General features: G+C 47.2%; 29 protein-coding genes. 24 read left to right on the top strand and 5 right to left on the bottom strand.

Annotated features, from left to right (window positions below; all coding sequences use genetic code 11):
• The first annotated feature begins 538 nt into the window (after positions 1-538).
• From AK95_RS01700 to AK95_RS01690, 3 genes are all read left to right on the top strand, one after another.
• On the top strand, positions 539-1,981 hold the full coding sequence (locus tag AK95_RS01700) for an ABC transporter substrate-binding protein/permease (RefSeq protein ID WP_071218183.1): 1,443 nt from the start codon (positions 539-541) through the stop codon (positions 1,979-1,981).
• A complete protein-coding gene (locus AK95_RS01695; protein ID WP_071218182.1) occupies positions 1,968-2,690 on the top strand; it encodes an amino acid ABC transporter ATP-binding protein in 723 nt (240 codons plus the stop codon). The genes AK95_RS01700 and AK95_RS01695 overlap by 14 nt, the downstream gene beginning before the upstream one ends.
• A gap of 185 nt (positions 2,691-2,875) precedes the next feature.
• A complete protein-coding gene (locus AK95_RS01690; protein WP_071218181.1) occupies positions 2,876-3,601 on the top strand; it encodes a 3D domain-containing protein in 726 nt (241 codons plus the stop codon).
• 112 nt (positions 3,602-3,713) lie between these two features.
• On the opposite strand, the gene AK95_RS01685 is transcribed toward AK95_RS01690, so the two are convergent.
• Entirely contained in the window at positions 3,714-4,553 is an 840-nt protein-coding gene (locus AK95_RS01685; RefSeq protein ID WP_071218180.1) for a polysaccharide deacetylase family protein, read from the bottom strand.
• Positions 4,554-4,719: 166 nt separating this feature from the next.
• Here AK95_RS01685 and AK95_RS01680 point away from each other — a divergent pair, with 166 nt between their 5' ends.
• The 7 genes from AK95_RS01680 to mobB all read left to right on the top strand — a co-directional run bounded on the left by AK95_RS01680 (position 4,720) and on the right by mobB (position 10,373).
• Entirely contained in the window at positions 4,720-5,742 is a 1,023-nt protein-coding gene (locus AK95_RS01680; RefSeq protein ID WP_071218179.1) for an NADH:flavin oxidoreductase/NADH oxidase, read from the top strand.
• A 90-nt stretch (positions 5,743-5,832) separates the two neighbouring features.
• Positions 5,833-6,501: a PspA/IM30 family protein gene (locus AK95_RS01675; RefSeq protein WP_071218178.1), complete on the top strand. Its 669-nt coding sequence runs from the start codon at positions 5,833-5,835 to the stop codon at positions 6,499-6,501.
• Positions 6,502-6,705: 204 nt separating this feature from the next.
• Positions 6,706-7,110: a DUF350 domain-containing protein gene (locus tag AK95_RS01670; RefSeq protein ID WP_071218177.1), complete on the top strand. Its 405-nt coding sequence runs from the start codon at positions 6,706-6,708 to the stop codon at positions 7,108-7,110.
• A gap of 30 nt (positions 7,111-7,140) precedes the next feature.
• The gene (locus AK95_RS01665; RefSeq protein WP_071218176.1) at positions 7,141-7,647 is read left to right on the top strand and encodes a DUF4178 domain-containing protein; all 507 of its coding nucleotides are present in this window, start codon (positions 7,141-7,143) and stop codon (positions 7,645-7,647) included.
• Positions 7,648-7,657: 10 nt separating this feature from the next.
• Positions 7,658-8,389, top strand: a complete 732-nt coding sequence (locus AK95_RS01660; RefSeq protein ID WP_071218175.1) for a DUF4247 domain-containing protein — start codon at positions 7,658-7,660, stop codon at positions 8,387-8,389.
• A gap of 194 nt (positions 8,390-8,583) precedes the next feature.
• On the top strand, positions 8,584-9,873 hold the full coding sequence (locus AK95_RS01655) for a molybdopterin molybdotransferase MoeA (RefSeq protein WP_071218174.1): 1,290 nt from the start codon (positions 8,584-8,586) through the stop codon (positions 9,871-9,873).
• The gene (mobB, locus tag AK95_RS01650) at positions 9,870-10,373 is read left to right on the top strand and encodes a molybdopterin-guanine dinucleotide biosynthesis protein B (RefSeq protein WP_071218173.1); all 504 of its coding nucleotides are present in this window, start codon (positions 9,870-9,872) and stop codon (positions 10,371-10,373) included. Before AK95_RS01655 ends, mobB begins: the two co-directional genes overlap by 4 nt.
• Before the next feature lie 5 nt (positions 10,374-10,378).
• On the opposite strand, the gene xerS is transcribed toward mobB, so the two are convergent.
• On the bottom strand, positions 10,379-11,461 hold the full coding sequence (xerS, locus tag AK95_RS01645; RefSeq protein WP_071218172.1) for a tyrosine recombinase XerS: 1,083 nt from the start codon (positions 11,459-11,461) through the stop codon (positions 10,379-10,381).
• 210 nt (positions 11,462-11,671) lie between these two features.
• Here xerS and AK95_RS01640 point away from each other — a divergent pair, with 210 nt between their 5' ends.
• The 6 genes from AK95_RS01640 to AK95_RS01615 all read left to right on the top strand — a co-directional run bounded on the left by AK95_RS01640 (position 11,672) and on the right by AK95_RS01615 (position 17,621).
• Positions 11,672-12,175, top strand: a complete 504-nt coding sequence (locus tag AK95_RS01640) for a GNAT family N-acetyltransferase (RefSeq protein ID WP_071218171.1) — start codon at positions 11,672-11,674, stop codon at positions 12,173-12,175.
• An 82-nt stretch (positions 12,176-12,257) separates the two neighbouring features.
• On the top strand, positions 12,258-13,031 hold the full coding sequence (locus AK95_RS01635) for an SDR family NAD(P)-dependent oxidoreductase (RefSeq protein WP_071218170.1): 774 nt from the start codon (positions 12,258-12,260) through the stop codon (positions 13,029-13,031).
• Between the two features lie 124 nt (positions 13,032-13,155).
• Entirely contained in the window at positions 13,156-14,043 is an 888-nt protein-coding gene (locus tag AK95_RS01630; RefSeq protein ID WP_071218169.1) for an aldo/keto reductase, read from the top strand.
• Positions 14,044-14,402: 359 nt separating this feature from the next.
• A complete protein-coding gene (locus AK95_RS01625) occupies positions 14,403-15,752 on the top strand; it encodes an ABC transporter substrate-binding protein (protein ID WP_071218168.1) in 1,350 nt (449 codons plus the stop codon).
• 117 nt (positions 15,753-15,869) lie between these two features.
• Positions 15,870-16,727, top strand: coding sequence for a carbohydrate ABC transporter permease (locus AK95_RS01620; RefSeq protein ID WP_071218167.1), 858 nt, complete (start codon positions 15,870-15,872; stop codon positions 16,725-16,727).
• Between the two features lie 21 nt (positions 16,728-16,748).
• Positions 16,749-17,621, top strand: a complete 873-nt coding sequence (locus AK95_RS01615) for a carbohydrate ABC transporter permease (RefSeq protein ID WP_071218166.1) — start codon at positions 16,749-16,751, stop codon at positions 17,619-17,621.
• Positions 17,622-17,745: 124 nt separating this feature from the next.
• Here the strand turns inward: AK95_RS01615 and AK95_RS01610 are convergent, their stop codons facing one another.
• On the bottom strand, positions 17,746-18,684 hold the full coding sequence (locus tag AK95_RS01610) for an NAD(P)-dependent oxidoreductase (protein ID WP_071218165.1): 939 nt from the start codon (positions 18,682-18,684) through the stop codon (positions 17,746-17,748).
• A 289-nt stretch (positions 18,685-18,973) separates the two neighbouring features.
• Here AK95_RS01610 and AK95_RS01605 point away from each other — a divergent pair, with 289 nt between their 5' ends.
• Together AK95_RS01605 and AK95_RS01600 are read left to right on the top strand one after the other, a co-directional pair.
• Positions 18,974-19,408, top strand: coding sequence for a MarR family winged helix-turn-helix transcriptional regulator (locus tag AK95_RS01605; RefSeq protein WP_071218164.1), 435 nt, complete (start codon positions 18,974-18,976; stop codon positions 19,406-19,408).
• A 53-nt stretch (positions 19,409-19,461) separates the two neighbouring features.
• Positions 19,462-20,100, top strand: coding sequence for an NAD(P)-dependent oxidoreductase (locus AK95_RS01600; protein WP_071218163.1), 639 nt, complete (start codon positions 19,462-19,464; stop codon positions 20,098-20,100).
• 280 nt (positions 20,101-20,380) lie between these two features.
• Here the strand turns inward: AK95_RS01600 and AK95_RS01595 are convergent, their stop codons facing one another.
• The gene (locus tag AK95_RS01595) at positions 20,381-20,842 is read right to left on the bottom strand and encodes an Hsp20/alpha crystallin family protein (RefSeq protein ID WP_071218162.1); all 462 of its coding nucleotides are present in this window, start codon (positions 20,840-20,842) and stop codon (positions 20,381-20,383) included.
• A 122-nt stretch (positions 20,843-20,964) separates the two neighbouring features.
• Here AK95_RS01595 and AK95_RS01590 point away from each other — a divergent pair, with 122 nt between their 5' ends.
• The 5 genes from AK95_RS01590 to AK95_RS01575 are packed head-to-tail and all read left to right on the top strand — an operon-like array spanning position 20,965 to position 22,688.
• Positions 20,965-21,186, top strand: coding sequence for a spore germination protein (locus AK95_RS01590; RefSeq protein ID WP_071218161.1), 222 nt, complete (start codon positions 20,965-20,967; stop codon positions 21,184-21,186).
• Between the two features lie 18 nt (positions 21,187-21,204).
• Entirely contained in the window at positions 21,205-21,432 is a 228-nt protein-coding gene (locus AK95_RS33300) for a spore germination protein GerPB (RefSeq protein ID WP_074961788.1), read from the top strand.
• A gap of 47 nt (positions 21,433-21,479) precedes the next feature.
• Complete coding sequence (gerPC, locus tag AK95_RS01585) at positions 21,480-22,100, top strand: spore germination protein GerPC (RefSeq protein ID WP_071218160.1); 621 nt, start codon at positions 21,480-21,482, stop codon at positions 22,098-22,100.
• Entirely contained in the window at positions 22,078-22,263 is a 186-nt protein-coding gene (locus AK95_RS01580; protein ID WP_071218159.1) for a spore gernimation protein GerPD, read from the top strand. The genes gerPC and AK95_RS01580 overlap by 23 nt, the downstream gene beginning before the upstream one ends.
• The gene (locus AK95_RS01575) at positions 22,260-22,688 is read left to right on the top strand and encodes a spore germination protein GerPE (RefSeq protein WP_071218158.1); all 429 of its coding nucleotides are present in this window, start codon (positions 22,260-22,262) and stop codon (positions 22,686-22,688) included. Before AK95_RS01580 ends, AK95_RS01575 begins: the two co-directional genes overlap by 4 nt.
• Positions 22,689-22,808: 120 nt before the next feature.
• Here the strand turns inward: AK95_RS01575 and tlp are convergent, their stop codons facing one another.
• Complete coding sequence (gene tlp / locus AK95_RS01570; protein ID WP_071218157.1) at positions 22,809-23,036, bottom strand: small acid-soluble spore protein Tlp; 228 nt, start codon at positions 23,034-23,036, stop codon at positions 22,809-22,811.
• A gap of 223 nt (positions 23,037-23,259) precedes the next feature.
• On the opposite strand from tlp, the gene AK95_RS01565 reads away from it, so the two are divergent.
• Positions 23,260-24,555: a WD40/YVTN/BNR-like repeat-containing protein gene (locus tag AK95_RS01565; protein WP_071218156.1), complete on the top strand. Its 1,296-nt coding sequence runs from the start codon at positions 23,260-23,262 to the stop codon at positions 24,553-24,555.
• The last annotated feature ends 214 nt before the right edge of the window (positions 24,556-24,769 follow it).

Below are 24,769 nucleotides of genomic sequence, written 5' to 3'. Positions count from 1 at the left end.
GTAAAGCTATAGCTAATTAATAACCAACTGCTGGCTTGCATGAATCATGGAGCGAAAGAGACAGTCCGGGAACCCTTCATTTATCATGTGCGGAATTCATACGCTATTATAAGATGGGAAGGGAACGTATAGATTATGCATCGTTAAAAAGGAGTTTGCCCTAGATCCTCTTATCACATAATGGGTAATGCTGAAGTCCTGTCTTTACATTAATATGTAGGCAAAAGTGTATGTCCGGTATTGGCTAAATGGGCGAAGTATTTTCCACAATATGGACTATCTATTGATGTAACCCCCTAATTCATTTGTTTAAATGGTTAAAGGAACATGAGTAACATAATCCTATGGTGTATGATGATTTGACCATTGTATTAAAATAATGAAGCAAAGAGCAATTAGTAAGGCTTATATTAAGTATGATGATCGTAAGAACCGATGAATTTTCATTGCATATTCATGCATCCTGTTTTATAATGACTCAGTTGCATTTTTTCTAGGATTGAATCTATACGTAACAGTTAGGGGAGAAACGAGACATATGAAACGTAAATTTACAGCGTGGATGACCCTGTTCATGGTGGTCGTGCTGTCTTTTGGCAGTATCGTCCATGCGGAGGGTGAGAAGAAAACGGTGATTCTCGGTACGAGTGCCGATTATGCGCCTTATGAGTTCCATAAAACGATAGATGGTGTGGATACCATCGTCGGATTTGACATCGATATTGCGAAGGAAATCGCCAAGGATCTTGGCGCAGAGCTCATTATTAAGGACACCTCCTTTGATGCGCTCTTGCCGGAGCTGACGAGCGGACGCGTGGATTTCGTCATATCGGGCATGAATCCGACGGAAGAGCGCCGAAAAAGCATCGATTTTTCCGAGCCTTATTATGCTGCGGAACAATCGGTTGTCGTCCGTAAGGAAGATGCGCTAAAGTTCAACACGCTTGAAAGCCTGGAGGGAGCTCGGATCGGGGTTCAGAAAAGCTCTATTCAGGAGTCCATTGCAAAAACAATCCCGAAAGCCAATGTGATATCATTGGATAAAATTCCGGACTTGCTGCTGCAGCTGGAATCTGAGCGCGTGGATGTTGTTCTCGCCGAGTATCCGATCGCGAAGACCAATATGAATGAAGCGACCATGGCGATCACGGACGCTAAACCGACGGCCGAGAACGACGCCTATGCCGTCGGGGTTCGTAAAGGGAACGAAGAGCTGCTGAAGAGCATTAATGCTACACTCGAGCGCTTGAAGGAGAATGACCAGATCCAGAAATTTGTCGACGAGGCCAGTGACCTGGCTGCAGGTCGTAAGGCAGAGAATCTGAACACATTTGAATTCTTTTGGAAATATCGCGATTATTATGCCAAGGGTATCCAGTTTACGCTGCTTATTTCGGCACTTGGTGTATTATTCGGATTCATTCTCGGCTTGATTATCGCTTTAATGCGGATGTCGGGTGTCAAAATCCTTAAGTTTTTGGCTACCGCTTATATCGAGATCATCCGGGGTACCCCGATGCTGGTCCAGTTGTTTATTATTCATTACAGCTTGGCGGCGTTCGATATTAAATTCTCACCGATACAGTCGGGTATTTTGACGCTTTCTATCAACAGTGCGGCATATCTGGCTGAAATATTCCGTGCCGGCATTCAGGGCGTGGACCGCGGTCAATTAGAGGCGGCCCGTTCACTCGGGATGACGAAGGGCAAGGCAATGCGTCATATCATTTTGCCGCAAGCACTGAAAGGGGTACTCCCGGCCATCGGTAACGAATTCGTTGTCATTATCAAGGAATCGTCCATCGTATCGTTCATCGGGGTATTCGATATTATGTATCAGGCTCAGATTTTGCGCGGTTCTACCTTTGCCCCGCTGAATCCGCTGCTTGTGGCGGCCATGATTTACTTTATACTGACATTCGTTCTTTCGAAGCTTCTGGGTGTCTGGGAAAGGAAGTTGAGTGCAAGTGATAACCGTTAAGGATCTTCATAAATCATTTGGCAAGCTGGAAATATTGAAGGGCATTAACATCGAGATTGCAAAAGGAGAAGTAGTGGTTGTCATCGGACCGAGCGGCTCCGGAAAAAGCACCTTTTTACGCTGTCTCAATTTGCTTGAAGTGCCGACCAGCGGCGAAATTTCGTTCGAGGGTGAGCTGATCACCGCCAAGAATCACAATATCAATGCTACCCGCGAGAAAATGGGCATGGTGTTTCAGCAGTTTAACCTGTTTCCTCACAAGAAGGTCATCGAGAATATTACGCTTGCTCCTATTCAGGTGAAGGGGGTCTCGGCGAAGGAAGCCGAGACTACTGCCGACGAGCTGCTGAAGTCAGTGGGGCTGCAGGATAAGAAGGAGTCTTATCCTTCCCAGCTGTCCGGTGGACAGAAGCAGAGAATCGCCATAGCGCGAGCACTCGCGATGCAGCCGCATGTCATGCTGTTTGACGAACCAACCTCCGCACTGGACCCGGAGATGGTGGGTGAGGTATTGGAAGTAATGAAGAAGCTTGCCGATGGCGGGATGACGATGGTCATCGTCACCCATGAGATGGGCTTCGCCCGGGAAGTGGGAGATCGGATCCTGTTCATGGATGGCGGTAAAATCGTAGAGGAAGGCACGCCGGACCAACTGTTTGGCCATCCGACTCATCCTCGTACGCAAGAGTTTTTAAGTAAGGTTTTGTAACTTTTATATCTACATTGTAACAGACGAAAACAGCGCCATACCTGATTGTTTCAGGAATTGGCGCTGTTTTTGTTTGCGTATTGGTAACAATTGCTTGCGGTATAGGTTACAAAATTGTGATATATTCATGTTCGTTGACATACTACATCCGATTTACCAAGTTACATATAAGGAGGCATCTTTAGATGTTACAACAAATGAAAGCATGGACTAAACATCGTGGACTCAACCATAAGATCGCTGGAAAAACCGCAAAATGGTTTACCATTACAGCTGTTGCGCTTGGCTTGACTTTAGCCGGAGGCGGCTTGCAAGCCCATGCAAGCTCCGTACACGTAGCGAAGAACGGCGATACCTTCTATTATTTGTCCAAACAGTACGGCGTTAATATGGACAAGTTGATGAAAGCCAATCCGAAAATTAAAGCAACGAATATATACTCTGGTCTGAAAATCACCATTCCCGGCTCGGTATCGATGAACTCGACAGCGTCTGCTGCACCCATTGCTTCAGGCGCTTCCGGGTTTACGCCTAGCTTGAGCGTTTCCCCTGAGAAGAATGTAGTGGAAGCATGGGGCAAGACGTTTAATTACAGCAAAACACTGTCCGTCAAAGCAACCGCATATTCTGCTGCTGCAAGCGAGAACGGCAAATGGGGCGCTGTTGATTACTTCGGAAATTCCCTTGAGCTTGGTACCATTGCTGTCGATCCAAAAATCATTCCGCTTGGCACCAAGGTGCTTGTAACAGGACATGAGCATCCAGGTCTGCCAAAAAAGGCATTTGTGGCAGAAGCACGTGATATCGGCGGGGCTATTAAAGGGAATAAGATTGATATCTTCATCCCGGGTTCCCAATCGTCCGTGAAGCAATTCGGCATCCAGGATATCAAGTTGTTCATAATCGAATAATCCAATCCATATCGAATAATCCAATCCATCGTCATGGAAAAGCAATTCTAGTATGTAGACGGCTAGTCTGGATCAATGATCCAGTCAGCCGTCTTTTTCATTTTATGAGGATCTATCTTGACTCTGACACGCCTAACATCTCCGGCAGTGTCACGAAGCTATATCCCTTTCTCCGCAATTCGGTAATAATATCCGGGAGCGCTTCGATCGTTCCGGTTAGGTCCGATCCCACGCCGCCTCCGGCATGCTGGAGTACGATCGAGCCTGGCCCGACCGCTGACAGAATGTTGCTCGTAACCTCTTCCTTAGATAGACCTTTCCAATCGAGCGAGTCGACATTCCAATTCACGACTTTGTACCCGTTTTTGCGTGCCCACTGTAGCTGCTCTTCATTTATATCGCCGTATGGCGGACGGATTAGCCGCGGTTCCACACCGGTCAGTGATTTCAAGATCGTGTTGGTACGTTCGATTTGGCCTTTAAATTTGTCCAGGCTTAGCTTGTTCAGCTGCGCATGATTATAGGAGTGATTGCCAATGGCGTGACCTTCATCATGAATTCGTTTTGCAAGAGCAGGGTGTTTTTTGGCCCGTTCCCCCACTGCAAAGAATGTGGCTTTCACCTGAAACTCTTTAAGGACGTCCAGTACTTTGCCGGTAAATCGGGGATCTGGAACATCATCAAAGGTCAGAGCGATCTGTTTGACCCGGGGTCCGCTAGAGCGAAAGGTATCCGGGTATTTTCTCAGCAATTGGCTTAAAGACGGCGCATCGTCTGAATTTTGGATTTTACTTTGATTGGCATGCTGACTGGACTCCGACATGACGGAAGTGTCCTGGGGGTGAAGTGACAAACGATGTACATCGGATGCGTTTGCCGGGATGTCCGGCCCCATTAAAAAGAGTAACATTATCCACAACAGGCAGCTTCCTGCGCGGTATCGTTTGAACATCACGATCGGCCCCTTTAGCTTTTTAATATGGTATGCCCAGTTGAATGGGTGATTATCCTCAATATGGGAATGCGATGTTTTTTAGTTTTCCCTCAGAAAGGTGTATAATAACCGGTATCAGATTTTATTACATCTTGATCATTTGGATATGGAAGGAGATAATCGCTTGGCAGACTTGTTTACACCTTACAATTTCAAGAATTTAACTCTCAAGAACCGCATTGTTATGCCACCGATGTGTCAATATTCCGTTCAAGCCGAGGACGGGATTCCGAATGATTGGCATTTTGTTCATTACGTCAGTCGTGCCGTAGGAGGTACTGGCTTAATTATTGTGGAAATGACAGGAGTCCATCCGGATGGACGGATCACGAATCAGGATACGGGGATATGGAACGACAGCCAGATTCCAGCCTATCGCCGTATTGTGGAGAGCGTGCATTCTTATGGAACCAAGATTGGTATCCAGCTTGGGCATGCCGGAAGAAAAGCGCAGGATGCAGAGCCGTCGGTGGCCCCTTCTGCGATTCCGTTCAGCTCCCATTACAAAATGCCCAAGGTGCTATCCGGGGCCGAAGTGGACGAGCTCATTCAAGCCTTCAAGGAAGGCGCTCGTCGAGCTGTTGAAGCCGGGTTCGATACCGTTGAGATTCATGGCGCCCATGGCTATCTCATTCATCAGTTTCATTCGCCGCTCACGAATCAGCGCAGTGACGAATATGGTCAAGATCTTCCTCTATTCGGCGAGCGGGTTGTTCAAGCGGTTAAAGAAGTGCTGCCAGAGGGCATGCCGATCATTATGAGGGTATCTGCGAAGGAATACGTGGATGGAGGCTACGATGTGCAGTACTGCGCGGAAGTCTGCACACGTTACCGGGATGCCGGCGTCGATATTTTTCATATCTCCTCGGGGGGAGAAGGCCAGGTCGGCGCAAATGGCGGCCCGGAAGCGAAGCCCGGCTATCAGGTGGATTTGGCGGCAGAATTCAAACAGCTGCTAAAGGTGCCTGTGATTGCGGTAGGAATGCTGGATGATTACCATGCCGCGCAAGAGGTGGTTTTGTCAGGCAAAGCGGATCTGGTGGCGATCGGCCGGGGAATGCTCCGGGATCCCTACTGGGCTGTTCACGCCGCCAAGGCGCTTGATGGAGGTCAGAAAGTTCCCAAGCAGTATGAACGAGGATATTAAATAAAAAATATTTTGAAACGTTTTGGATCATGGAACGTAAACATTAATCATATACCAGTATTTTAAAGTGAAAGCGAGAGGAAGAGAACGATGTCCATATTTAAAAGATTGCGCGATTTGACCATGTCCAATATTAACGCCATTATCGACAAGGCGGAAGACCCGATTAAAATGACGGATCAGTACATTCGGGATATGACGGAAGACCTTGAGGATGCCGAGAAAGCGGTAGCTTCGCAAATTGCCATCGAGAAACGCTTTAAAGCACTTTATGAAGAGCAAGCTGCACTTGTTGAAAAACGCACGCAGCAGGCTCATACGGCAGCACAAGCTCAAAACGTTGATCTTGCCCGCCGCGCGCTGGAAGAGAAAAAGGCCGCCGAGGCCAAGCGTGATGAGTACAAAGCAAGCTACGATCAGAACAAACTGGCAGCTGACAATCTGCGCGGCAAGCTGGAAGAAATGCGTAAGCAGCTTACGGCGATGAAGAACAAGCGCGAAACTTTGGTCGCCCGTTATAATGCAGCTAAAGCGCAAACCGAAATCAACAAAGCGATGAACGGGTTTGGTTCCGACACAGCATCGGCTGGATTGAAACGTATGGAAGAGAAGATGCTCGCTATGGAAGCACGTGCGGAAGCAAGCAATGAAATGTCGGCAAAAGAGAAATCCCTCGACGAAGAGTTTGAGAACCTTGGCAAGGACAAAGTCGTTGAGGATGAGCTTGCAGCCTTGATGAAGCAATACGAGAACAAGTAAAAACGGATTCAGCGATCTAACAGGTATATAGTTTAGGGGGCGAGGGAGAAACAGCAGGGCTGAATGCAGCTGTGCTTCTCCTTCGCTTTTGTTTGATTGATCGTAGATATACATGGAGCACATCCCCTTTATGAGCGTCTGTCTTCGATTGAAGCAGTTCGGGCTCAAGGAGTTTGTTTGTATGTTGAATGTGGAGGCTTAGAGATGGATTTTGATATGATCTTGCGTGTATTGCTTTGGACAGCTGTCGGTGGGCTGCTGTTGTTTGTTTTGATGTTTGTGGATTCCCTGTTCACGAAATATAACGATCTTGAAGAAGTGAAAGCGGGTAATATGGCGGTAACCACAAGACTGATACTGAAGCTGTTCGCACAAGGGTATATTTTATCCGTGTCGATCGGAACGTCATATCATCTGCTAGAGGCCATTGTGGTATCGATCATTTCATTTATCATATTGCTGGTTCTCGAATCGTTAACAGAGCTCATGCTTCGTAACTTCGGCAAGCTGAACCTTGACAAAGGAACACGCGAGGGAAAAACGGGATACGGTTTGTTTGCAGGTTCGCTGCATGTGGTTGGGGCGTTAATTATTACCGCTTGCCTATAGAACGCATAATGGAGATAGGGGACAGGAAAGATGAGTATGTGGAAAAGAATCAGCAATTTATTTAGTAAGCCGGAGCCGCCCAAGGTAGAGAAAAGCATGCTGCAGCTGGCTCCCGGCGACATTTGCGAAGTGTCACTAGTCACTTATGAAGTCACGGGTCGCGTGCACAATCGCGGTCGTAATGCGGTCGTCTTGACGCTGCAGGATGGCAGCACCATTGCTTATCTTCATATCGAAGAACGCGAAACGGTTCAGTATGCGTTATACACTCCGATCGATGGGCGGCTGGATTCTCCGGATGAGGTTCCATCCATCATCGATTTGGACGATCATGTATTTCATCTGGAAGAGGAATACGGGGGACATGTTTCGATTACCGGTCGAACCGCTTTTACGCAAAGCGGGGAGCAGCACGTATGGCAATACCAATCGGATGACTACAAGCTGCTGCGGATTGAATGGCAGAACGGGCGGTTTATGTTGTATGAAGGCGAGAAAGTGATACCGGGGGACGTTCGAGTTATCCGGGCGACTTAGGAGTGGTGGCATGAAGGAACGCTCTTTTATATCTGTAAAAATCATATTGGTGCTGAGTTTGTTCGTATCATTATTGAGTGGATGCGGAGCGCCGAATATCAAGGATACCTATCCGCTGGAATCCGTCAATCGAGACGGAAACGCAACGTCCTATGTGTACCGGGCAGCTGATAAAAGCGTTCCGGACGTCGCAGGCGAGCTCATCGCGGCGAACACCCCGGATCAATCGTCTCCTGAGGATACCGAGCGGATGTTTTTGGTATATGGCGATGAGTATTACCATTTGCAGCAGGATCCCCAGAAGCCGACCGATACGCTGATCGAAATCGACTCCAAGGAGTATGTTCAGCGCAATTATGATTCAAGTTTCCTGCAAGGGTACTTAACGGCCGTTCTGATCGGGAATTTATTCGATTCGATGGGCGGCGGGGGTTACCGGGGGTATACAAGTAAAGATGTGTATAAACCGGCACAAGGTAACTATAAGAAGCCAACAAGCCAGGATAAGAAGATCGCTCCGCCGCTGACGGTGGACCGGAGCGGGAAGATTACCCGGCGGGGCCAGGATTCTGCCGGTACGGGCGGAAGCCTGTTCAGACGAAATCCGGATACAGGCGGAGACCGCGGCACGATCAAGCGCGGCGAAAGCGGCGGAGGTTTATTCGATTCGCCGAAGAAATCGTACAAGAAGCCGAAGACCCGAATCGGATCTGGCGGGATCTCCCGAAGGGGACGAAGGTAAGCATGGAGTTCAAGCGCATGGTCAAGTGACCATGCGCTTTTTTTTTGTCTGGAGACCCGTACATACTCGGTTGTTGTCTTCATCCTACAACACGGCGAATGGATGAGACCTGAAACTCGGTTTGAAGAATGCGCAGAATGTAGTACAGTAAGAATGTCAGTTTTTTCTTTGAGTCAGAAAGCGAGGAATGCGTAGTGAAGGATAATCATTCGATATTGCCTAAGAAACACAATCATAAATTTGATCGGCGTGCATTGCAGGTAAGGGATGCGCAAAGGCTAGCCGTTTCTTATGCGGGGCTTGGTCAGGAGGAGCTTATTCGGCAGCAGGACAGCGATGGACGTGTGCTTGCTTCCGATGTTATCGCGCCCCACCCGTTTCCGGCTTTTGCGCGTTCGGGTATGGACGGTTATGCCGTTCGATCAGCGGATTTAGCCGCTTGCGATTTAGGGGAACAGGTGTGGCTAGAGGTTGTCGACCAGATCCCGTGCGGATATGTGTCTTCCATTCCAATCGTCCAAGGCAAGGCTTCCCGCATCATGACGGGCGCTCAAGTGCCTGAAGGGGCAGACGCTGTCGTTATGCTTGAAGCGACGGAGCTTCGAACAGAGGATGGCCTTACCCATGTAGGCTTCAAACGCTCCATCGAGACGGGGAAGAATATTACTCCCCTCGGATTCGAGCTTCAGGAAGGTGATTTGATCCTCCGCAGAGGAACACTCATCGGACCTGGAGAAATTTCGGTTCTGGCCACCTTCGGCATACACCAGGTTGAAGTGTATCGTCAACCGGTGGTAGGAATATTCTCGACGGGCAGCGAACTATTGGACATCACCGAGCCACTTGAACCTGGTAAAATTCGCAACAGCAATACTTATATGCTCGCATCGCAAATTCGGGAAGCCGGTGGTGTCCCGGTGATTATGGAGGCGATCCCGGATGATATCGAGCTCGCCCGACAGAAGGTGGAAGAAGCGCTCCAGGTGTATGACATCGTGGTGACGACAGGCGGCGTATCTGTAGGCGACTATGATATTATGGGGGAGCTGGTGACATCCGGAGGTCTGGACATGCTGTTTAATAAAGTCACAATGCGGCCCGGAAGTGTTACAACCGCTGCTGTGAAGGAGGGCAAGCTGCTCTTTGCGTTATCGGGTAATCCGGGGGCCTGTTATGTGGGATTTCTGTTGTTTGTCCGACCTGCGATCCGGAAGATGCTTGGCATGGAGCAGTTGTTTTTAACTGAATGGACGGCAGAATTGGGTTCGGATTATTCGAAAGTGAACAACTTTACCCGTTTCGTCCGGGGGAGCCTGGAGGTGTCAAACGGCAAGCTTGTAGCGACACCTGCTTCCCTTGATGAGTCAAGTGTCATGATCACGATTAAAGACAGTGACTGTTTAATCGTGGTTCCGCCAGAGCTTCGTGGTGCTGTTAAAGGCCAAACCGTACAAGTTCTCGTTCTGCCGGGAGCCTGGACATGAAGGTTTTCCAGATATGCGGTTATAAAAACAGCGGCAAAACCACATTGATTGCCAGCTTGATCCCACAGTTGAAACAGCATGGCATTCGGTCAGCCGTCATCAAGCATGACGGGCACGGATTCGAAATGGATCATGAAGGGACGGACACGTACAAATTCCGAGAGGCGGGAGCGGAGGGGATCGCCATCGCTTCACCGGGGCGTACGGCGATGCTGATGGAAGCGGAGCTGGAACTTGCGTCGTTGATCCATTTGTACAGTGATTTTGATCTGGTGCTTGTCGAAGGCTATAAGATGCAGCCTTATCCAAAGCTCGTATTGCTGCGGGGAACGGAGGACATGGGACTGCTGGATCAAGTTAAGGAGACCCGGGGTATCGTCGTGCGTCCTGAAATGCTAAAGGAACCGTCAGCCCTGCATGAGATGCAGCAGCGGCTAGCGGTTCCCCTATTTACTTGGAATGACACGGAGCGGATCACGTCGCTACTGCTGTCATTATGAAGAAGTTAGTCCTCCGAGCGGCGTTCAATCGCCTCGGACATCGTTTTGTCCGTTAAGTGGGCATACACTTCAGTTGTCTCGGTGGACGCGTGTCCCAATTGTTCTTTGGTTTTGTAAATATCATTTTGCAGATAATAGTCGGTGGCAAACGAATGCCGCAGCTTATGAACGGTCAGGGACGGCTTGCCAAAACGCTTGGCGTATTTGATGATCATCGCCTGAATCGCCCGCTTGGTCATGCGCTGCCCTTCATTCTGGCCGTTACGCAGTGCAACGAACAGAGCTTTTTCTTTTTTTGGCACCTTGTAGCGGGCCTGCCGAAGCTGCAAATAATATTCAAGATCGTCTTTGGCTTGCGCACGGAAGTAGACCGGGGTCTTAAAGGTTTCGTCGTTATTACCTTTACGATAGACATGCAGCATTTTATTGTTCAGGTCGATGTCCGCAAGATTCAAATTGACCACTTCGGATACACGAAGGCCGGAATTTAATATGAGGCTGGCGATACAGGCATCTCTGACCTTATTTTGTTCATGCGCATAAAGCGCCTGTTTGTTCTGCTCCACATCCAGCCCATAACCTTCGTGAATGTAAGTGATGAAATCCTGAAGTTCTTCTTCTTCGAGTATTTTTCCTTTTAACTTGGCAGCCGTGTCTTTTGGTTTATGAATTCGCTTAATTTCTACTTTAGCCATGATGTTACGCTTGAGAAGCGGGTAAAACTCCTCGTCTTCCGCAATCTGGCTTAAATAATGAAACAGGGAGCGCAGCGATGAGAGCTTGCGGGAAACCGTGATTCTGGAGTTGGTCCCCTCCCGGCGTGTAGTCAGATATAACCGGTAACTGGTGATGCTGTCCATGCGCAGCGTCTCCAGCTCAAGCAGCGTTACCTCGCGGTTCGAGGTTGCTTGTGACAGCCCCTCCGAACGGAGCCAATTAAAGAACGTTTCATAATCCCTTACATATTCAAGCAGGGTGGAGGGGGAGAGATCCGGGAGCTTGTAATCGATAAATTGCTGTACGAACCAAGGCATGTCCGGCGATTTCTCATCGAGTCTTGCACGGTCGATATCTTTTTGTATATTCATGTTCCACCTCGAATGATTGTCTTTATAGCAATGACCTGTGTCATTAATTACTAGTGTAACATATGGAAAGTCGATCTTGCTTGCATGTGTCAGATCACCATGGATGATTCTCACGAATCCGATATGGCACTTGTGTCACAATGAGCGGATAATAAGATGAAGATAAGAAGCATTAAAATGATAGATGAGATGCTTTAGGGAGGCGGCAGCATGATTTCAGATCGATGTGAACGTATGGGAATTGAGCTGGTTCCCAAGCGGAAACAAGCCGTTATCGTAAACTTGATGCAATTGTACTTATATGATTTTACCAAGTATCTGGATATTTCGGTAAATGATCAAGGGCTGTTTCTACCGTATCCGGATCTGGATGAATTCTGGAAAAAACGAGAACGTAAATATCCATATCTAATTACGTTTGATCAACGGCCAGCCGGGTTTGCCTTGATCGAGCGGATGGATGACCCCCTAGATGCGGACTATTATATGACGGAGTTTTTCGTTATGCAAAAATATCGGCGTACGGGATTAGGGACTTGGGCGGCAACCCGGCTGTTTGATCATTTCCAGGGACGCTGGAAGGTGACGCAAATCAGCAGTAATATACCGGCGCAGGCTTTTTGGCGAAAAGTCATTGAAGCTTATACGGGCGGCCGATATGAGGAATATATTGATCCGGTTCGCCACAATCCTTCGCAATATTTCAATTCCTAGAATTGTTTCACGGATTTTAAGGAACGTTCCATTGTTTGCTTATAAAATTTGGTTTACAGATCAGTGCTTAGGAGGGATTCGGATGTATTTACCGAGCTTTCATCTGGAAGGGAAAAAAGCTTTTGTTACAGGGGCTGGACGCGGGATCGGACGCGCCATAGCCATAGGATTGGCAGAGGCCGGCTGCGATGTCGGCTTGATGTCCCGAACCCGAAGCGATTTGGAGGAGACCGCATATCTGATTAAGAGCTTGAACCGGGGTCAGGCATTTGTGCTGCCGGGTGATCTGACCGTAAGAGAAGAGATGGAGGGAGCGATTCGAGAATTTGTCAATCAGGCAGGACGAATCGATATACTGGTGAATAATGCCGGCATGAACATTCGCACGCCTGCGCTGGAAGTGACGGATTCGGAATGGGACTTGATAGTGCAAACCAATCTGAAATCGGCTTTCGTAGCTTCGCAAGCGGCTGCCCGATTTATGAAAGATCAGGGCAATGGAAGAATCATCAACATCTCTTCCGTAGGCGGACACACGGCTCTTCGCACAGGCGTTGTTTATGGTTCAACGAAGGCGGCTCTCATCCATATGACCAAGGTGCTTGCGATGGAGTGGGCGCAGTATGGAATTCAGGTTAACTCGGTCGGACCTTGGTATTTCCGGACTCCGCTGACGGAGAAGCTGCTTAATGATGAAGCTTATATGCAGGCCATATTGGACCGGACACCGCTTAAGCGCGTGGGAAGTCTGGAAGAAGTGGTGGGACCTGTCGTTTTCCTGGCGTCGGAGGCTGCCAATTACATGACCGGGCAAACGCTGCTGGTGGATGGCGGTCTTAGCATTTATGGATTCTAGCAGGGGAGCATTCTTTCAAACAGAATAAATATAGTGAAATCGAAAATGTAACGAAAATAGGCTTTCAGGTTTATTCGTGTCGGGTAATGATGAATGGGATGAACAGGGAGGAGAGTGAAGGAAGATGGAACGAAGAGCATTTGGACGTACGGACATGCAGGTTAGTGTGTTGGGATTTGGAGGGGCCGAGATCGGCCAGTCGGATCAGAAGACGGTTGACCGGCTGCTGCACAGCGCCATTGATGCAGGCCTTAACATGATTGATACCGCGGAATGTTATGGCCACAGCGAGGAATTAATCGGCAAGGCTTTGTCAGGTCGAAGAGATGATTACTACCTGTTTACGAAATGCGGCCACGCTTCCGGTTTGGATTATCCGGATTGGGATCCCGTGATGCTTGCGCAGAGCATTGACCGCAGCTTGAAGCGACTGCAGGTGGACCACGTCGATGTCATCCATCTTCACAGCTGCTCGGAAGAGATTTTGCGCCGGGGCGAAGTGATTGAAGTGTTAAGAAGAGCTAAGGAGCAGGGGAAAACGCAGTACATCGGCTACAGCGGCGATTCGACCGATGCGCTCTATGCCCTTCAAACCGGCGTGTTCGACAGCTTTGAAACTTCGCTGAACATCGCCGACCAGGAGGCGATCGATCTCACGATTCCGCTGGCCATGAAGCAGGGCATAGGGATCATTGCCAAACGTCCGGTAGCCAATGTTGCCTGGAAGAATGAAACGCTAAGCGAGCAGGATTATGCTTATCCTTATTGGATCCGGCTAGGCGAGTTGAATTACGATTTTCTCGCCGATGTTCAGCAAGGCGTTGAAACGGCATTAAGATTCACCTTGAGCACGCCGGGCGTAGCCACCGCCATTGTCGGTACGGCAAATCCGGATCGGTGGGAGCAAAATGCTGCATTACTGGAAAAAGGGCAGCTGCCGGAGGATATTTACGAGTCGATCCGTAACCGCTGGCGTGAAGTTGCCGGTGCGGATTGGGTGGGTAAGGTGTAAGTGATCTAAAAAAGAGCCTGTCGAGTTCTCTCGACAGGCTCTTTTTTGCGGCTTAATAGTATACGAACGCTGGTAATAATGTTGATGATGTTAATTCAACATATGAAAAATTCACAATAAGGAAATACCTATCAATATCATCAGCGAGCAGCTACATTATTTTACCTGGCCTCCTCGATACCTAGCACATTTTTTAGTCTGAAAAAGGAGACGTGAAGCGAATAAAAGATTGATATGGAAATATTTCCCCCTGCAGAAGATGAATGTCCCCCTTTGAAACCAGTAGGGCTTGGAATAAAATTCTGGTAGACAGCAAGTATTTACATAGGGTTCTGAAAAAATACTTAGGGGGATTCGAAATGAAAAGGACTTCCATGTTACTCATGAGTGTCATGTTGCTGCTCTCCATGTTCCTCGCAGCATGCGGTAACAACAGTGGCACCAACACTCCTGCTGCTGGAGGAGGAGAAACTCCGAAGACGGAAACAACTCCGCCGGCAGATGATAAGAAGGATGAAGCCGCTCCGGTTTCACTCCGCGTGTTCTCGACTTTCGGAGGAACTGACGCAGCTCGTGAAGCCTTCCAGGCAGCGTTGGATGAATTCACGAAGGAACATCCGAACGTGAAGATAGACAACGACACCATGTCAGCAAATGATGACGGTTTCAGAACGAAAGTGAACACCGACATGAACAGCGGCAACGAGCCTGACTTGTTGTTCTACTTCATCGGGGCTGACGCTGAAGGATTCGTCAATGCCGGTAAAGTTGTGCCGTTGAACGAAATTCTCGACGCGGACGCTGAGTGGAAGAACGGCTTCATTCCTGATGCGCTCGAGCTTGCCAAGCAAAAAGACGGTAACATTTACGCAGCGCCATTGACCGGTTTTTATGAAGGCTTGTTCGTTAACAAAAAAATCTTCGAAGAAAATGGTTTGGAGCTTCCAACAGACTGGGCGAAATTGACCACAGCTGTGAAAACGTTATCTGCCAAAGGCATTATTCCTTTGTCCGTACCATTTGACCAATCTCACTACCTGATCGAGCATACCATTTTGTCTGCAGCAGGTCCTGAAGGACAAAACAAAGGTCTGCTTGACGGAATCGATCCAAACTGGGAAAAAGCGTATGCGGCTATGAAAGAATTGTATGACCTTGGCGCATTCCCTAAAGATGCGGCAACGATCGACCTGAGCATGTCCGGCAACTATTACAGTGAAGGCCTGGCTGCCATGACCATCGAAGGATCTTGGGCCATTGGCGGTTGGAGCGATGAAACCCGTGACAACTCTACAGTACTGCCATTCCCGACAGTTCCTGACGGCGCTGGCAGCGGTAACGATATCGTCGGCGGCTTCGGTTCCGGTTTCTATCTCTCCAAAGCCACTTATGATGACGCAGCTAAAAAAGAAGCAGCAATCGCATTGCTGAAGCACCTGACTTCCCCGGCGTCCATTCAAAAAATCGCATCGGCTAACGGTGGCACACCTGCGGCTGACGTTGAGGTGACTGGATTGCCGCAAGTAGCTCTTGACGGTTTCGCTATGGCCGCGAAAGCAGCTTCCATCAGCGCGCCAGTTGACAGTAAAGTTTCGCAAGAAACGTTTGGTAACCTTCGCGCTAGCGTTCAGCCTGTAGTGGAAGGCAAGAAAACTCCTACTCAAGCGATCGAAGAAGCGAAGAAAACCGAGGATGCCAACAAAAAATAGTTTTCATCAGAAACGGTAGAAATAAAAGTGACGTACGCCGCCCCTCTGCTTTCATTAGGGCGGCGTAGTCATTTCGGCATGGACGTTGAAGAAAAATAAACATCAAGGGTGATTAATATGAAGGGTGATCGCAAGTATATTGTGATGTTTCTATTACCCGCAGCAGCCATCATGACAATCTTTCTATATTATCCGTTCTTCAAGAGTTTGTATCTCAGCTTTTATCGCACAAGCGGCTTTTTCGATAAAAAGTTTGTGGGAGGGGCTAACTATGAGAGACTCATTACGGATAAACTGCTTGGCGCTGCAACATTGCACACGCTCGAAATCATGCTCTATGTTATCGTGTTTCAGGTGGGAATCGCGCTTGTGTTGGCTGTCCTGGTAGATAACATTTCTAAGCTCAAAGGCTTTTATCGAACGGTCTTTTTCTTCCCGGTTGTCATCTCCGGTACTGCCATTTCCTTATTATTTGTATTGTTCTACAATTACAACTTCGGTTTGCTGAACAATTTGCTGGCGAACTTCAATATTGAGAAGATTTTGTGGCTGGATGCGAAGAATGCGCTAAAGGCGGTATCGATTCCAACGGTTTGGCATTATGTGGGCTTTTATTTTGTTCTGTTCTTGACAGCCATGTCCAAAATACCCGCGGATTATTATGAGGCTGCAAAACTGGAAGGAATCACGGGGCTCAAGAAAACAACGATGCTTACAATTCCGCTCATCATGAGTGACATCAAGGTTGTTATCACACTTGCCATTACGGGTACGTTGAAGGTGTTCGAATTCATCTGGGTCATTACAAGCGGCCAGAATGGAACGGAAGTCCTGGGAACGTATATGTACAAAAAGGCCATGGTGGATCAGAACTTTGGTTACGGATCAGCGGTTGCGATATACATGGTGGTCTTTGGCGTACTGCTTGCGTTAATTGCCAACCGTTTGTTGAAAAGAGACGAGATTACATACTAAGCATTATAGGGGTGTACTGTTATGGAGCCAACCATCGTCGTTGAACACAAAACTCAGCGCGTTAGGAAGAGTCGGTTTAATTTAGGCACCACGTTGATGTACGTTGTTTTGACAGCGTGGTCCCTAACAACCATTTATCCGTTATTCTGGATCGTGAACAACTCTTTCAAGGTTTCTCGCGATGTGATGAATAATTCCTTTGGTATCGCATGGGAACCGGTGTTTGTGAACTATCAGAATGCATTTGACCGTATTAATATCGGAAGAAGCTATATCAATAGTTTGGTGATGTCCTTCAGTACCGTATTCTTGGTATTACTGCTCGGGGGATTAGCCGCTTATGTGTTGTCCAGATTCAACTTCAGAGGCAAGCGCACCATCTATTCCATTCTGTATGCGACATTGTTGATTCCAGCGTTTGCAACCGTAGTTCCGGTATATGAGCTGCTGATCAAAACGAGCCTGGTCAATACATACTGGGGCCTGATCTTCCCGCAAACGGCAGGCAATCTGACGTTTGCCACCTTGGTGATTGCCGGTTATATGGCAACCATCCCGAAAGAGCTTGAAGAAGCGGCTTTCATGGATGGATGTAACCGATGGCAGATGTTTGTTAAGATCTTCGTGCCGATCTCGCAGCCGGTATTTGCATCGGCGAGTATATTTGTATTTATGTGGTCGTACAATGACTTGTTCTCAGCGTTGATCTTTGTAAACAAAGAGAATGTCCGCCCGATCGTTGCATTGCTGAATGAGATCAGCTCCCAATACGGAACAGACTTTGGTCTGATGGCTACGGCAGTATCATTGACCGTTATTCCGGTGCTGATTGTATACCTGTTTATCTCGAAGTATATACAGAAAGGTTTGACTGAAGGAGCTGTCAAGGGTTAAGAAGAGAGCGAATTCAACGAATAGGCAAGTCAAGAGGGGACTTTGTCGTCACCTGTTTGACTTGCCGATTTGTTGTTAAATTCCATTTAGTTTTTTAATCTGAAGCAAGAGTTGAATCAGCAATTTAAGCGGTTGGGCGATTAAATTCGACTAAACGCGAGAAACCATCTTCTCCATGACCGGCATGGATTGCTCTTTGGGCAATGGCTTTTGCTGCGTTTAAAACGCTGCTATCGATGCCGTGATGTTCGGCCACGTGGATGATATGCTCCATACTTGTCATATTGGAGATGAGACTCGAGCCTTCACCAGGGTATACGCCTTGATCCACATCTTGGGCGATATAGGTCATGATATCCGGCATAATGTTGATGATATTTTGCGCATAGGGGGCGATGTCTTTCGCGGCAATGTTCTCAGCACGTGCGATAGCCAGAGCGTGCACATAGCCGCTCATGGCTGTCCAGAACACATCCAGCAATGCAACATCATAAGCTGCGGCACGACCGGGATCCTCCCCAAGGAACGAAGCGGTCCCTCCCAGACTGGAGAGTGTTTCCAGATGGCTGCGGTATACTTTCTCTTGCCCGCTGTACAGAACAACGGCTGAAGGCTGCCCAATGGTCGTTATCGGCGTCATGATCGCACCATCAATATAGTTAATACCGTTCTCGGCTGCCCAAGCCGCCATTTCTCGTGCACGTTCAGGAGAGTCGGCTGTCAGGTTTATAAGGGTTTTCCCTTTCAATGCGCTAGTCGCATTAGAGAGAATGGAGTGGACTGCATCATAATTGAGTACACAGATGATAATAAGCTGGCTGGCAAGCACGGCATCCGGAACAGTCGGAGCAAGCACTGCACCTTGTGTAATAAGTGGGTCGGCCTTAGCAGCTGTCCGGTTCCACACTGTTGTAGCATGGCCATTCTTGATAAAAGCTCCGGCAAGCGCTTGGCCCATAGGGCCGAGCCCGAGCACGGTGACATGTTCCTTATTGGTGTTTTGCTGAGTTTCACGAACATTAGGTTCGATCCCATGGCCTTGATTTTGATTCAATTGTTCCATCTTTTTTTCCTCCTTGAGTGTTGGCTTCGAATATAGTGTAGACCTTGACACTAATGTCAAGGTCAATCGTTATTTTCAATCTTCAATAATAGGTGATTATTTCAATGTATGAAAAATTCATAATAGATAAAAATATGCTCCCTATCTCTAAAGCAAGCTATATGAGCTTTCGAACGTACCTAATGACGACGATCATAATAAAATCAATAATAAGACTAACTAAAAGAAAGTTGTTGACAATATATTAGTGGTGTGTTAATTTGTATATACAAATGAGAGGTGTCTGGTTATGAACATAGATGATTCCATACTGAGCTCATGCTTGTTTTTTACTTCAAATCGGTTTGCTCGTTCGATGACCAAGATGGCGGAGGATGCTTTTGCGAAGGCCGGTTTATCGCCTACGTACTCCTACGTTTTGGTGGTGATCCATCAATATCCCGGCATTACGCAGAAAGAGCTAAGCGATAAGTTGTCCATTGCTCCATCAACAAGCACACGGTTCATCGATAAGCTGGAGGAGAAGCAGTTATTACAGCGCAAATCTGAATGGAAAGAAACGCATATTTTCTTAACGGATGAAGGGAAGTCGTTATATCAGGAGCTGAACCAATATTTTGAACAGCTGTATGGACAGTATGTTTCCCTCTTGGGGAAGGAACATAGCGAACAGTTAACTAAACTTCTCCATGAATCCAGTGAAATATTGAAAAAGGGAAATTAAGCCTCTTTTTCGTCCCTCATTTGCATATACAATTGATAAAGGAGAGATTCACAATGCAGATTGGTATTATCGGTGCGACAGGGAAAGCGGGAAGTCTGATTCTCAAGGAAGCTCAAGCACGCGGTCATGAAGTAACGGCAATTGTAAGGAATGCATCCAAGATCTCCGATTCGAGCGTTAACATTTTGGAGAAGAACGTGCTGGATTTGACGAATGCCGATCTTCAGGGCTTCGATTTCGTCGTGAATGCCTTTGCGGCGGCGCCCGGGCAAGAAACTCAATATGTGGAGGTTGGCCGGGTATTGATAGAAGCTCTGAAAGGCACGAATACCAGACTGTTTGTGATTGGCGGGGCTGGTAGCTTGTTCGTTGATGAAGCCAAAACCTTGCGACTCTTGGAAACTCCAGATTTTCCTAAGGAATACTATCCGACGGCATTTCATGCCGGTGAGAACTTGAAAGACCTGGAACAATCTTCCGATGTGAAATGGACGTATCTAAGTCCGGCAGCGTTCTTTAATCCGCACGGTCAGCGCACGGGCAGCTATCAGGAAGGCAAGGACCATGTCATTGTCAATTCAAACGGTCAAAGCTATGTCAGCTACGCAGATTACGCGATTGCGGTATTGGATGAGCTTGAACAACCGAAGCATATCCATGAGCGGTATACGGTAGTATCCGAGGCGGAATAAGCCCGGCAACGACCTTCATATAGATCTCGAACAAGCTGATTTCATCAGGAAATCAGCTTGTTTTGATGCGTAATATCTGTATCAGCAAGTGAGTGATTCACTATATGAAAAATTCACAAAAGAGAAATAACCGCTATTTATCTAGCCACTTCTATCTCTCTGCACCCCAAACACCCGTATAGACTCTGTCATTTAAGTATAAATGGTGGGGAAGCCTGCATACAACCAATGTTGTACGCAGGCTTTTTCAGATTGTGACTAACGGGTAAGGTATCTTTGTTCATAAGAAACGAATATTGATATCATGAAATCGGCCTGTAGACAATTTAGGCATCTTAATTTGTAAAGTGGGCTGCTTATAGGTCGCAATGCTTTGCGCAGGAAGAATGGGGACAGGCAAGACGATGGTCTGGCTTTGATCTTTTGGCAAACCGTGGATTTTGATCTGTGTTCGATTTAGCTTAATCCATAAGTTTTCCGGATGGACACGTTTGGGGATATAGCATTTCACAACGAGAAAGTTATGCGTGTCAAAGGTTTCATATCGAAGTGTGTTGGGGTTAGGCAGCATTTCATTTCCGGCAGTTGCTTGTCTTATCGTATCCTTCACATAATCTTCAATGACGGTTGGATCCAGCTGAAAATCCTCATTGAGGTCATTAAGATCTTTGAATGGAAAGGAACTGTTGTTGAAAAAAGAGTCCTTCGATAACCATTCAGGGCGCTTGGATCTTGAGTTCACTAGATATCCCTCCTTCGTTCTGTAATTTCATTGTATGGGCGAAGGAAGGTTAGAGTGACATCTGGGCATCCAACCACATAGAATAAATCCAAGCGTATGATTTTGAATGAAGAGGTGGAATTGTGGTTTCGATTATCGGCAATATGAAGATTGTTAACGTGGGCCCCAGTTCTACGGTCTTGGTTGGAAATACAGGCGTCATTGATTTAAACAGCTCCACAAAAACGTATTCCGGCGCCAACTCGTTCAACACCGGTGACAATATTGGCACGAATATTGCAAACAACCAGGCCAACAGCTTGAACACCATTGATCCGGACCTGATTGATTCGGCTAATGCTTAATTAAGGTTGTGATCCACTGTGAATCTAACGGTACATCAATGTATTAACATACAGCAGCTTCGGGTTGAGGCGGTAACGAATTCTTCGGTGCTGCAGATTGGGACCGCTGGAGAGATCCGGGCATTGTCCAATATTTATAATACGGGTGGATTTACAGGCCCTGCCCCTGAATTTGAGCCTCAGCCCAATAACAATCCTCTGGTTCCTCTACCTGCTCCGACTGAAGGACTGTATAGACAAGAATGAGGTGAATGGCCTGCGCATAGATTGTATAGGAGCAGGGAGGTGGTTCCATGTACGATTATTATATACAGCAATTGTTCCATATTCTTCATACTCAGTCAGAGCAGCTGAGTAGAATGGAACAAATGCTGAAGGAAATGCGCAGTGAAATAGATCGATTACGACAGGGAAGCGAGAAAACGATAGATCGGGTGGAATATAATTTTGATTTATTGAAAATCGAAAAATTGGAAGGCACCTTAAATATTGGGCTGATGCCAAAGGATGGGCAGTCCCTGGACGATATTACCGTGAATGGTCAGCCGCCGTTAGGACTGTCCCAGTCGGGAAATTCCGGCGGCGAACTATACTCGAACATATATCAGAATGTATCACGTTACCTGGAAGATACAGTACCCGAGCAGATCGAACGCATGATTCCTGAAGCCCATTTTGTGCTTGGTGATGAATATGCTGCCGTTATTATTGAAGATGTACGTAAACAACTCAGAGAGCGTATTACGGTGTATTTGAAGCAATATCAAACGAACAGGGAAACCATGAACCCGCAAGAGGTAGAGCAAGCGATCGTCAAACAAGTGAAGAGTGAGATCGCTTCGGCAGTTGAGCAGCACCTTCTTAATTTGCAACGAGGGAAGTGGCATTTAAATGAAAATGACAGTCGTCAATAAAGAACTCCAGGTTGGTTCGATCCGCATTACGGCGATCTCAAGCTCGTCCGTACTGTTGATTGGAGATACCCATGTGATTAATAGCTCCTCCATGTATGATACGCCTTCCGAATCACTGCAGATCAGCCCGCTTGTTCCGTTATCCCCGGGTTCCGCACCATGAAACGTCATTCACATGTTGATCACATGTATATCATCAATATTTCAGATAGTTCAGCATGTATATGCGGTGAATCGGGACATATCGATGCTAATACACGCGCATTGGCGGTTCAGCGGCAGGTGCCGGTGTTTTTTGAAGACGAGGGAGATTATGAGGATTACTCGATATTTTCCAGATCCATACCTACATGGCCGCCGCAATCAGAGGTAGAACTAAACATTATACAAGACCGTAGGAAGATTCATGTGGGATGTATCGATATTATAGCGACTGCATCTGCGTCGGTTGTACAGGTGGGTCCGAACGATACCATGGATTTGGAATCCAGGGTGAAGGCGATCAGACATTTTATTACGGGCGCGCCCGAGTATTTAAAGGATTATAAGGGAGTCATTGTCAAAAAGAATTTTGTGAAGAAGGAATAATCTCAATTGGCTCGAGATGAGACAGCTGATTCAATATCGGTGATGTCTCATGGCCAATACGATATGTACAAAACAGGAGGCGCATTATATGCGCCTCCTGATTTTATGTTGTTCAGCGGATTATTCTCCTTGCTGATGAGCAGCTTCGTCTTTAATCTCTTCCCGGAAGCCGGAAATGCTCTTTTCACGACGAGCATTACGATCTTGAATCTGTTCTTTCTCGCTTGCCGGAATTTCATCCCCAAACTCCTCGAGATAATCTTCGGCTTCACGGTAGTTCTCAATCGTGTTCTGGACCGCCTGCTGCAGATGCTCTACATTGTCTTCGCGATTATCGGGTTTAGCCATGACATTTCACCTCCTTACATTCAACTGCCTTGCTAAAATTACACACCTCAATAGTCTTCCATCATAAAAACATCCTTATGCATATGAGACTGACACTATCAAAAAAGCTACAGTATTGTAAATTTTGCAAGTCAGTTCTTTACATTTCTGTTGGACGGAATATGTTATAATGTCGAAAAAGCAGACTTGCAGCATGACATCGAAATAAGAGGAGGAAGAATTCTTGAGATCAAGTCGTTTTATAGTCTGGCTCAGTATGCTAATGATGATGGCATTCATGTTAGCAGCCTGTACCTCAGAACCGATAAAACAACAGCAAACTTCTACAGTAGAAGGCCCTCCTGAATCGGTTGAAGATGAAGAAGAAGGTCAGACCATTACACTAGTATTGCCGGATACGGCGATGAAAGCGCCCGAGGAAAAAAGCAAATATCAGATACATACACGGTTGACGGATTTCCAACTCTTGAATGAGTCAACGGGGATTGCTTGGGGGATAACGAACACGGAATTACGTCTGTATCAGACTCAGGATTATGGTGAAACGTGGGTTGATATCTCTCCATCCTCCAATGTACAGTTCGTTGATAAGCTGGAGTATGGGAAAGACATCGTGTTTACGGATAAGAAACATGGTTGGATTATACGCAACAAGCAGAGATCAGCCGAAACGATCCTGCTCAATACGACGGACGGGGGAGACACCTGGAAGCTTTCTTCGCTGCCGGAGACGGGTGTCGTCACGGCCATGTCCTTCGTTTCGTCTCAGCAGGGATGGATTATGGCGAAAGGCGATCTATCCCGGGGCTCTGAGGAGAAGTCGCTATTTCGAACCAGCAATAATGGCGGGTTATGGGAAGAGGTCATGCAGAATACGGAGTATCCTACATCCCGTGTTCCCGGCAGCGTGATTCCACGAACAGGGTCCATCATCGGCTTAACCTTCACGGATTCGCTTGTCGGATTTGCGACCATCCGTGAAATGCAATCCTCCAAACTGTATATTACCCGTGATGGAGGCCAGAAGTGGAAGTCCTCCGGACAGATATTCAAGAGCAAGCTGCTGGATCGGTGCGGTTCGATCTTTGCCGGCGCCCCCAAGTTTCTGGGCAGAGGCAGTAGCGGAAGCGAGGTTTATATACCGGTTACTTGCGTGAAGGATGATCAGGCAAGCTATTTGGGTTACTTTACGGCCGACACGGGGAAATCATGGAATTTGGTGTCATTCCCCATGACGGGTGATACCGGCAAGGGCTCCATTCAGCCTGTTTTCCGCCGGCTTCATGACGGGTGGAGAATGGTGAACGGTATTGTTTATCATACGAATGATATGGGCAAGACCTGGAAGCCATTTCCGAGGAGTAAGCTTCTTAACGATAATCTCGCCAAATATCCGAACGTGGTGAAACTGCAATTTACATCGCCTGATGTCGGTTGGATGCTGATTGAAACAACGGACAAGAATCGATCGCGCCTAATGAAAAGCAGTGACGGCGGGGAAACCTGGCAGGGTCTATAAATTACGGCCGGAATACGTGATTTGAATATGCCAATAAAAAAGACCAGATTAAAATAGATTAAAAAAAGCTTTATCGACTGAGACTTTTGGTATTATCCCCTGATGGTAGACAGTGAAAAAAGAGGACATGTTACAATGAACTCAAACACTGGATACCGGAGGGGATTTTTGTTATGCCAGCGAAGAAAGGTCAAACTTTTAATCGATATAGTGA

The sequence above is a fragment of the Paenibacillus sp. LC231 genome, from assembly GCF_001860525.1.
In the GTDB taxonomy this organism is placed as follows: domain Bacteria; phylum Bacillota; class Bacilli; order Paenibacillales; family Paenibacillaceae; genus Paenibacillus_AQ.
The sequence above is the reverse complement of the archived record's forward strand: the minus strand, read 5'-3'. Positions and strand labels throughout refer to the sequence as shown.

What these genes read in the sequence shown, in the direction of transcription:
- AK95_RS01700 (WP_071218183.1), top strand. Translation starts at nt 539, where the DNA reads ATGAAACGTAAATTTACAGCGTGGATGACCCTGTTCATGGTGGTCGTG.
- AK95_RS01690 (WP_071218181.1), top strand. Translation starts at nt 2,876, where the DNA reads ATGTTACAACAAATGAAAGCATGGACTAAACATCGTGGACTCAACCAT.
- AK95_RS01685 (WP_071218180.1), bottom strand. Translation starts at nt 4,553, where the DNA reads ATGTTCAAACGATACCGCGCAGGAAGCTGCCTGTTGTGGATAATGTTA.
- AK95_RS01675 (WP_071218178.1), top strand. Translation starts at nt 5,833, where the DNA reads ATGTCCATATTTAAAAGATTGCGCGATTTGACCATGTCCAATATTAAC.
- AK95_RS01670 (WP_071218177.1), top strand. Translation starts at nt 6,706, where the DNA reads ATGGATTTTGATATGATCTTGCGTGTATTGCTTTGGACAGCTGTCGGT.
- AK95_RS01665 (WP_071218176.1), top strand. Translation starts at nt 7,141, where the DNA reads ATGAGTATGTGGAAAAGAATCAGCAATTTATTTAGTAAGCCGGAGCCG.
- AK95_RS01660 (WP_071218175.1), top strand. Translation starts at nt 7,658, where the DNA reads ATGAAGGAACGCTCTTTTATATCTGTAAAAATCATATTGGTGCTGAGT.
- mobB (WP_071218173.1), top strand. Translation starts at nt 9,870, where the DNA reads ATGAAGGTTTTCCAGATATGCGGTTATAAAAACAGCGGCAAAACCACA.
- xerS (WP_071218172.1), bottom strand. Translation starts at nt 11,461, where the DNA reads ATGAATATACAAAAAGATATCGACCGTGCAAGACTCGATGAGAAATCG.
- AK95_RS01640 (WP_071218171.1), top strand. Translation starts at nt 11,672, where the DNA reads ATGATTTCAGATCGATGTGAACGTATGGGAATTGAGCTGGTTCCCAAG.
- AK95_RS01635 (WP_071218170.1), top strand. Translation starts at nt 12,258, where the DNA reads ATGTATTTACCGAGCTTTCATCTGGAAGGGAAAAAAGCTTTTGTTACA.
- AK95_RS01630 (WP_071218169.1), top strand. Translation starts at nt 13,156, where the DNA reads ATGGAACGAAGAGCATTTGGACGTACGGACATGCAGGTTAGTGTGTTG.
- AK95_RS01625 (WP_071218168.1), top strand. Translation starts at nt 14,403, where the DNA reads ATGAAAAGGACTTCCATGTTACTCATGAGTGTCATGTTGCTGCTCTCC.
- AK95_RS01620 (WP_071218167.1), top strand. Translation starts at nt 15,870, where the DNA reads ATGAAGGGTGATCGCAAGTATATTGTGATGTTTCTATTACCCGCAGCA.
- AK95_RS01615 (WP_071218166.1), top strand. Translation starts at nt 16,749, where the DNA reads ATGGAGCCAACCATCGTCGTTGAACACAAAACTCAGCGCGTTAGGAAG.
- AK95_RS01610 (WP_071218165.1), bottom strand. Translation starts at nt 18,684, where the DNA reads ATGGAACAATTGAATCAAAATCAAGGCCATGGGATCGAACCTAATGTT.
- AK95_RS01605 (WP_071218164.1), top strand. Translation starts at nt 18,974, where the DNA reads ATGAACATAGATGATTCCATACTGAGCTCATGCTTGTTTTTTACTTCA.
- AK95_RS01600 (WP_071218163.1), top strand. Translation starts at nt 19,462, where the DNA reads ATGCAGATTGGTATTATCGGTGCGACAGGGAAAGCGGGAAGTCTGATT.
- gerPC (WP_071218160.1), top strand. Translation starts at nt 21,480, where the DNA reads ATGTACGATTATTATATACAGCAATTGTTCCATATTCTTCATACTCAG.
- AK95_RS01580 (WP_071218159.1), top strand. Translation starts at nt 22,078, where the DNA reads ATGAAAATGACAGTCGTCAATAAAGAACTCCAGGTTGGTTCGATCCGC.
- AK95_RS01575 (WP_071218158.1), top strand. Translation starts at nt 22,260, where the DNA reads ATGAAACGTCATTCACATGTTGATCACATGTATATCATCAATATTTCA.
- tlp (WP_071218157.1), bottom strand. Translation starts at nt 23,036, where the DNA reads ATGGCTAAACCCGATAATCGCGAAGACAATGTAGAGCATCTGCAGCAG.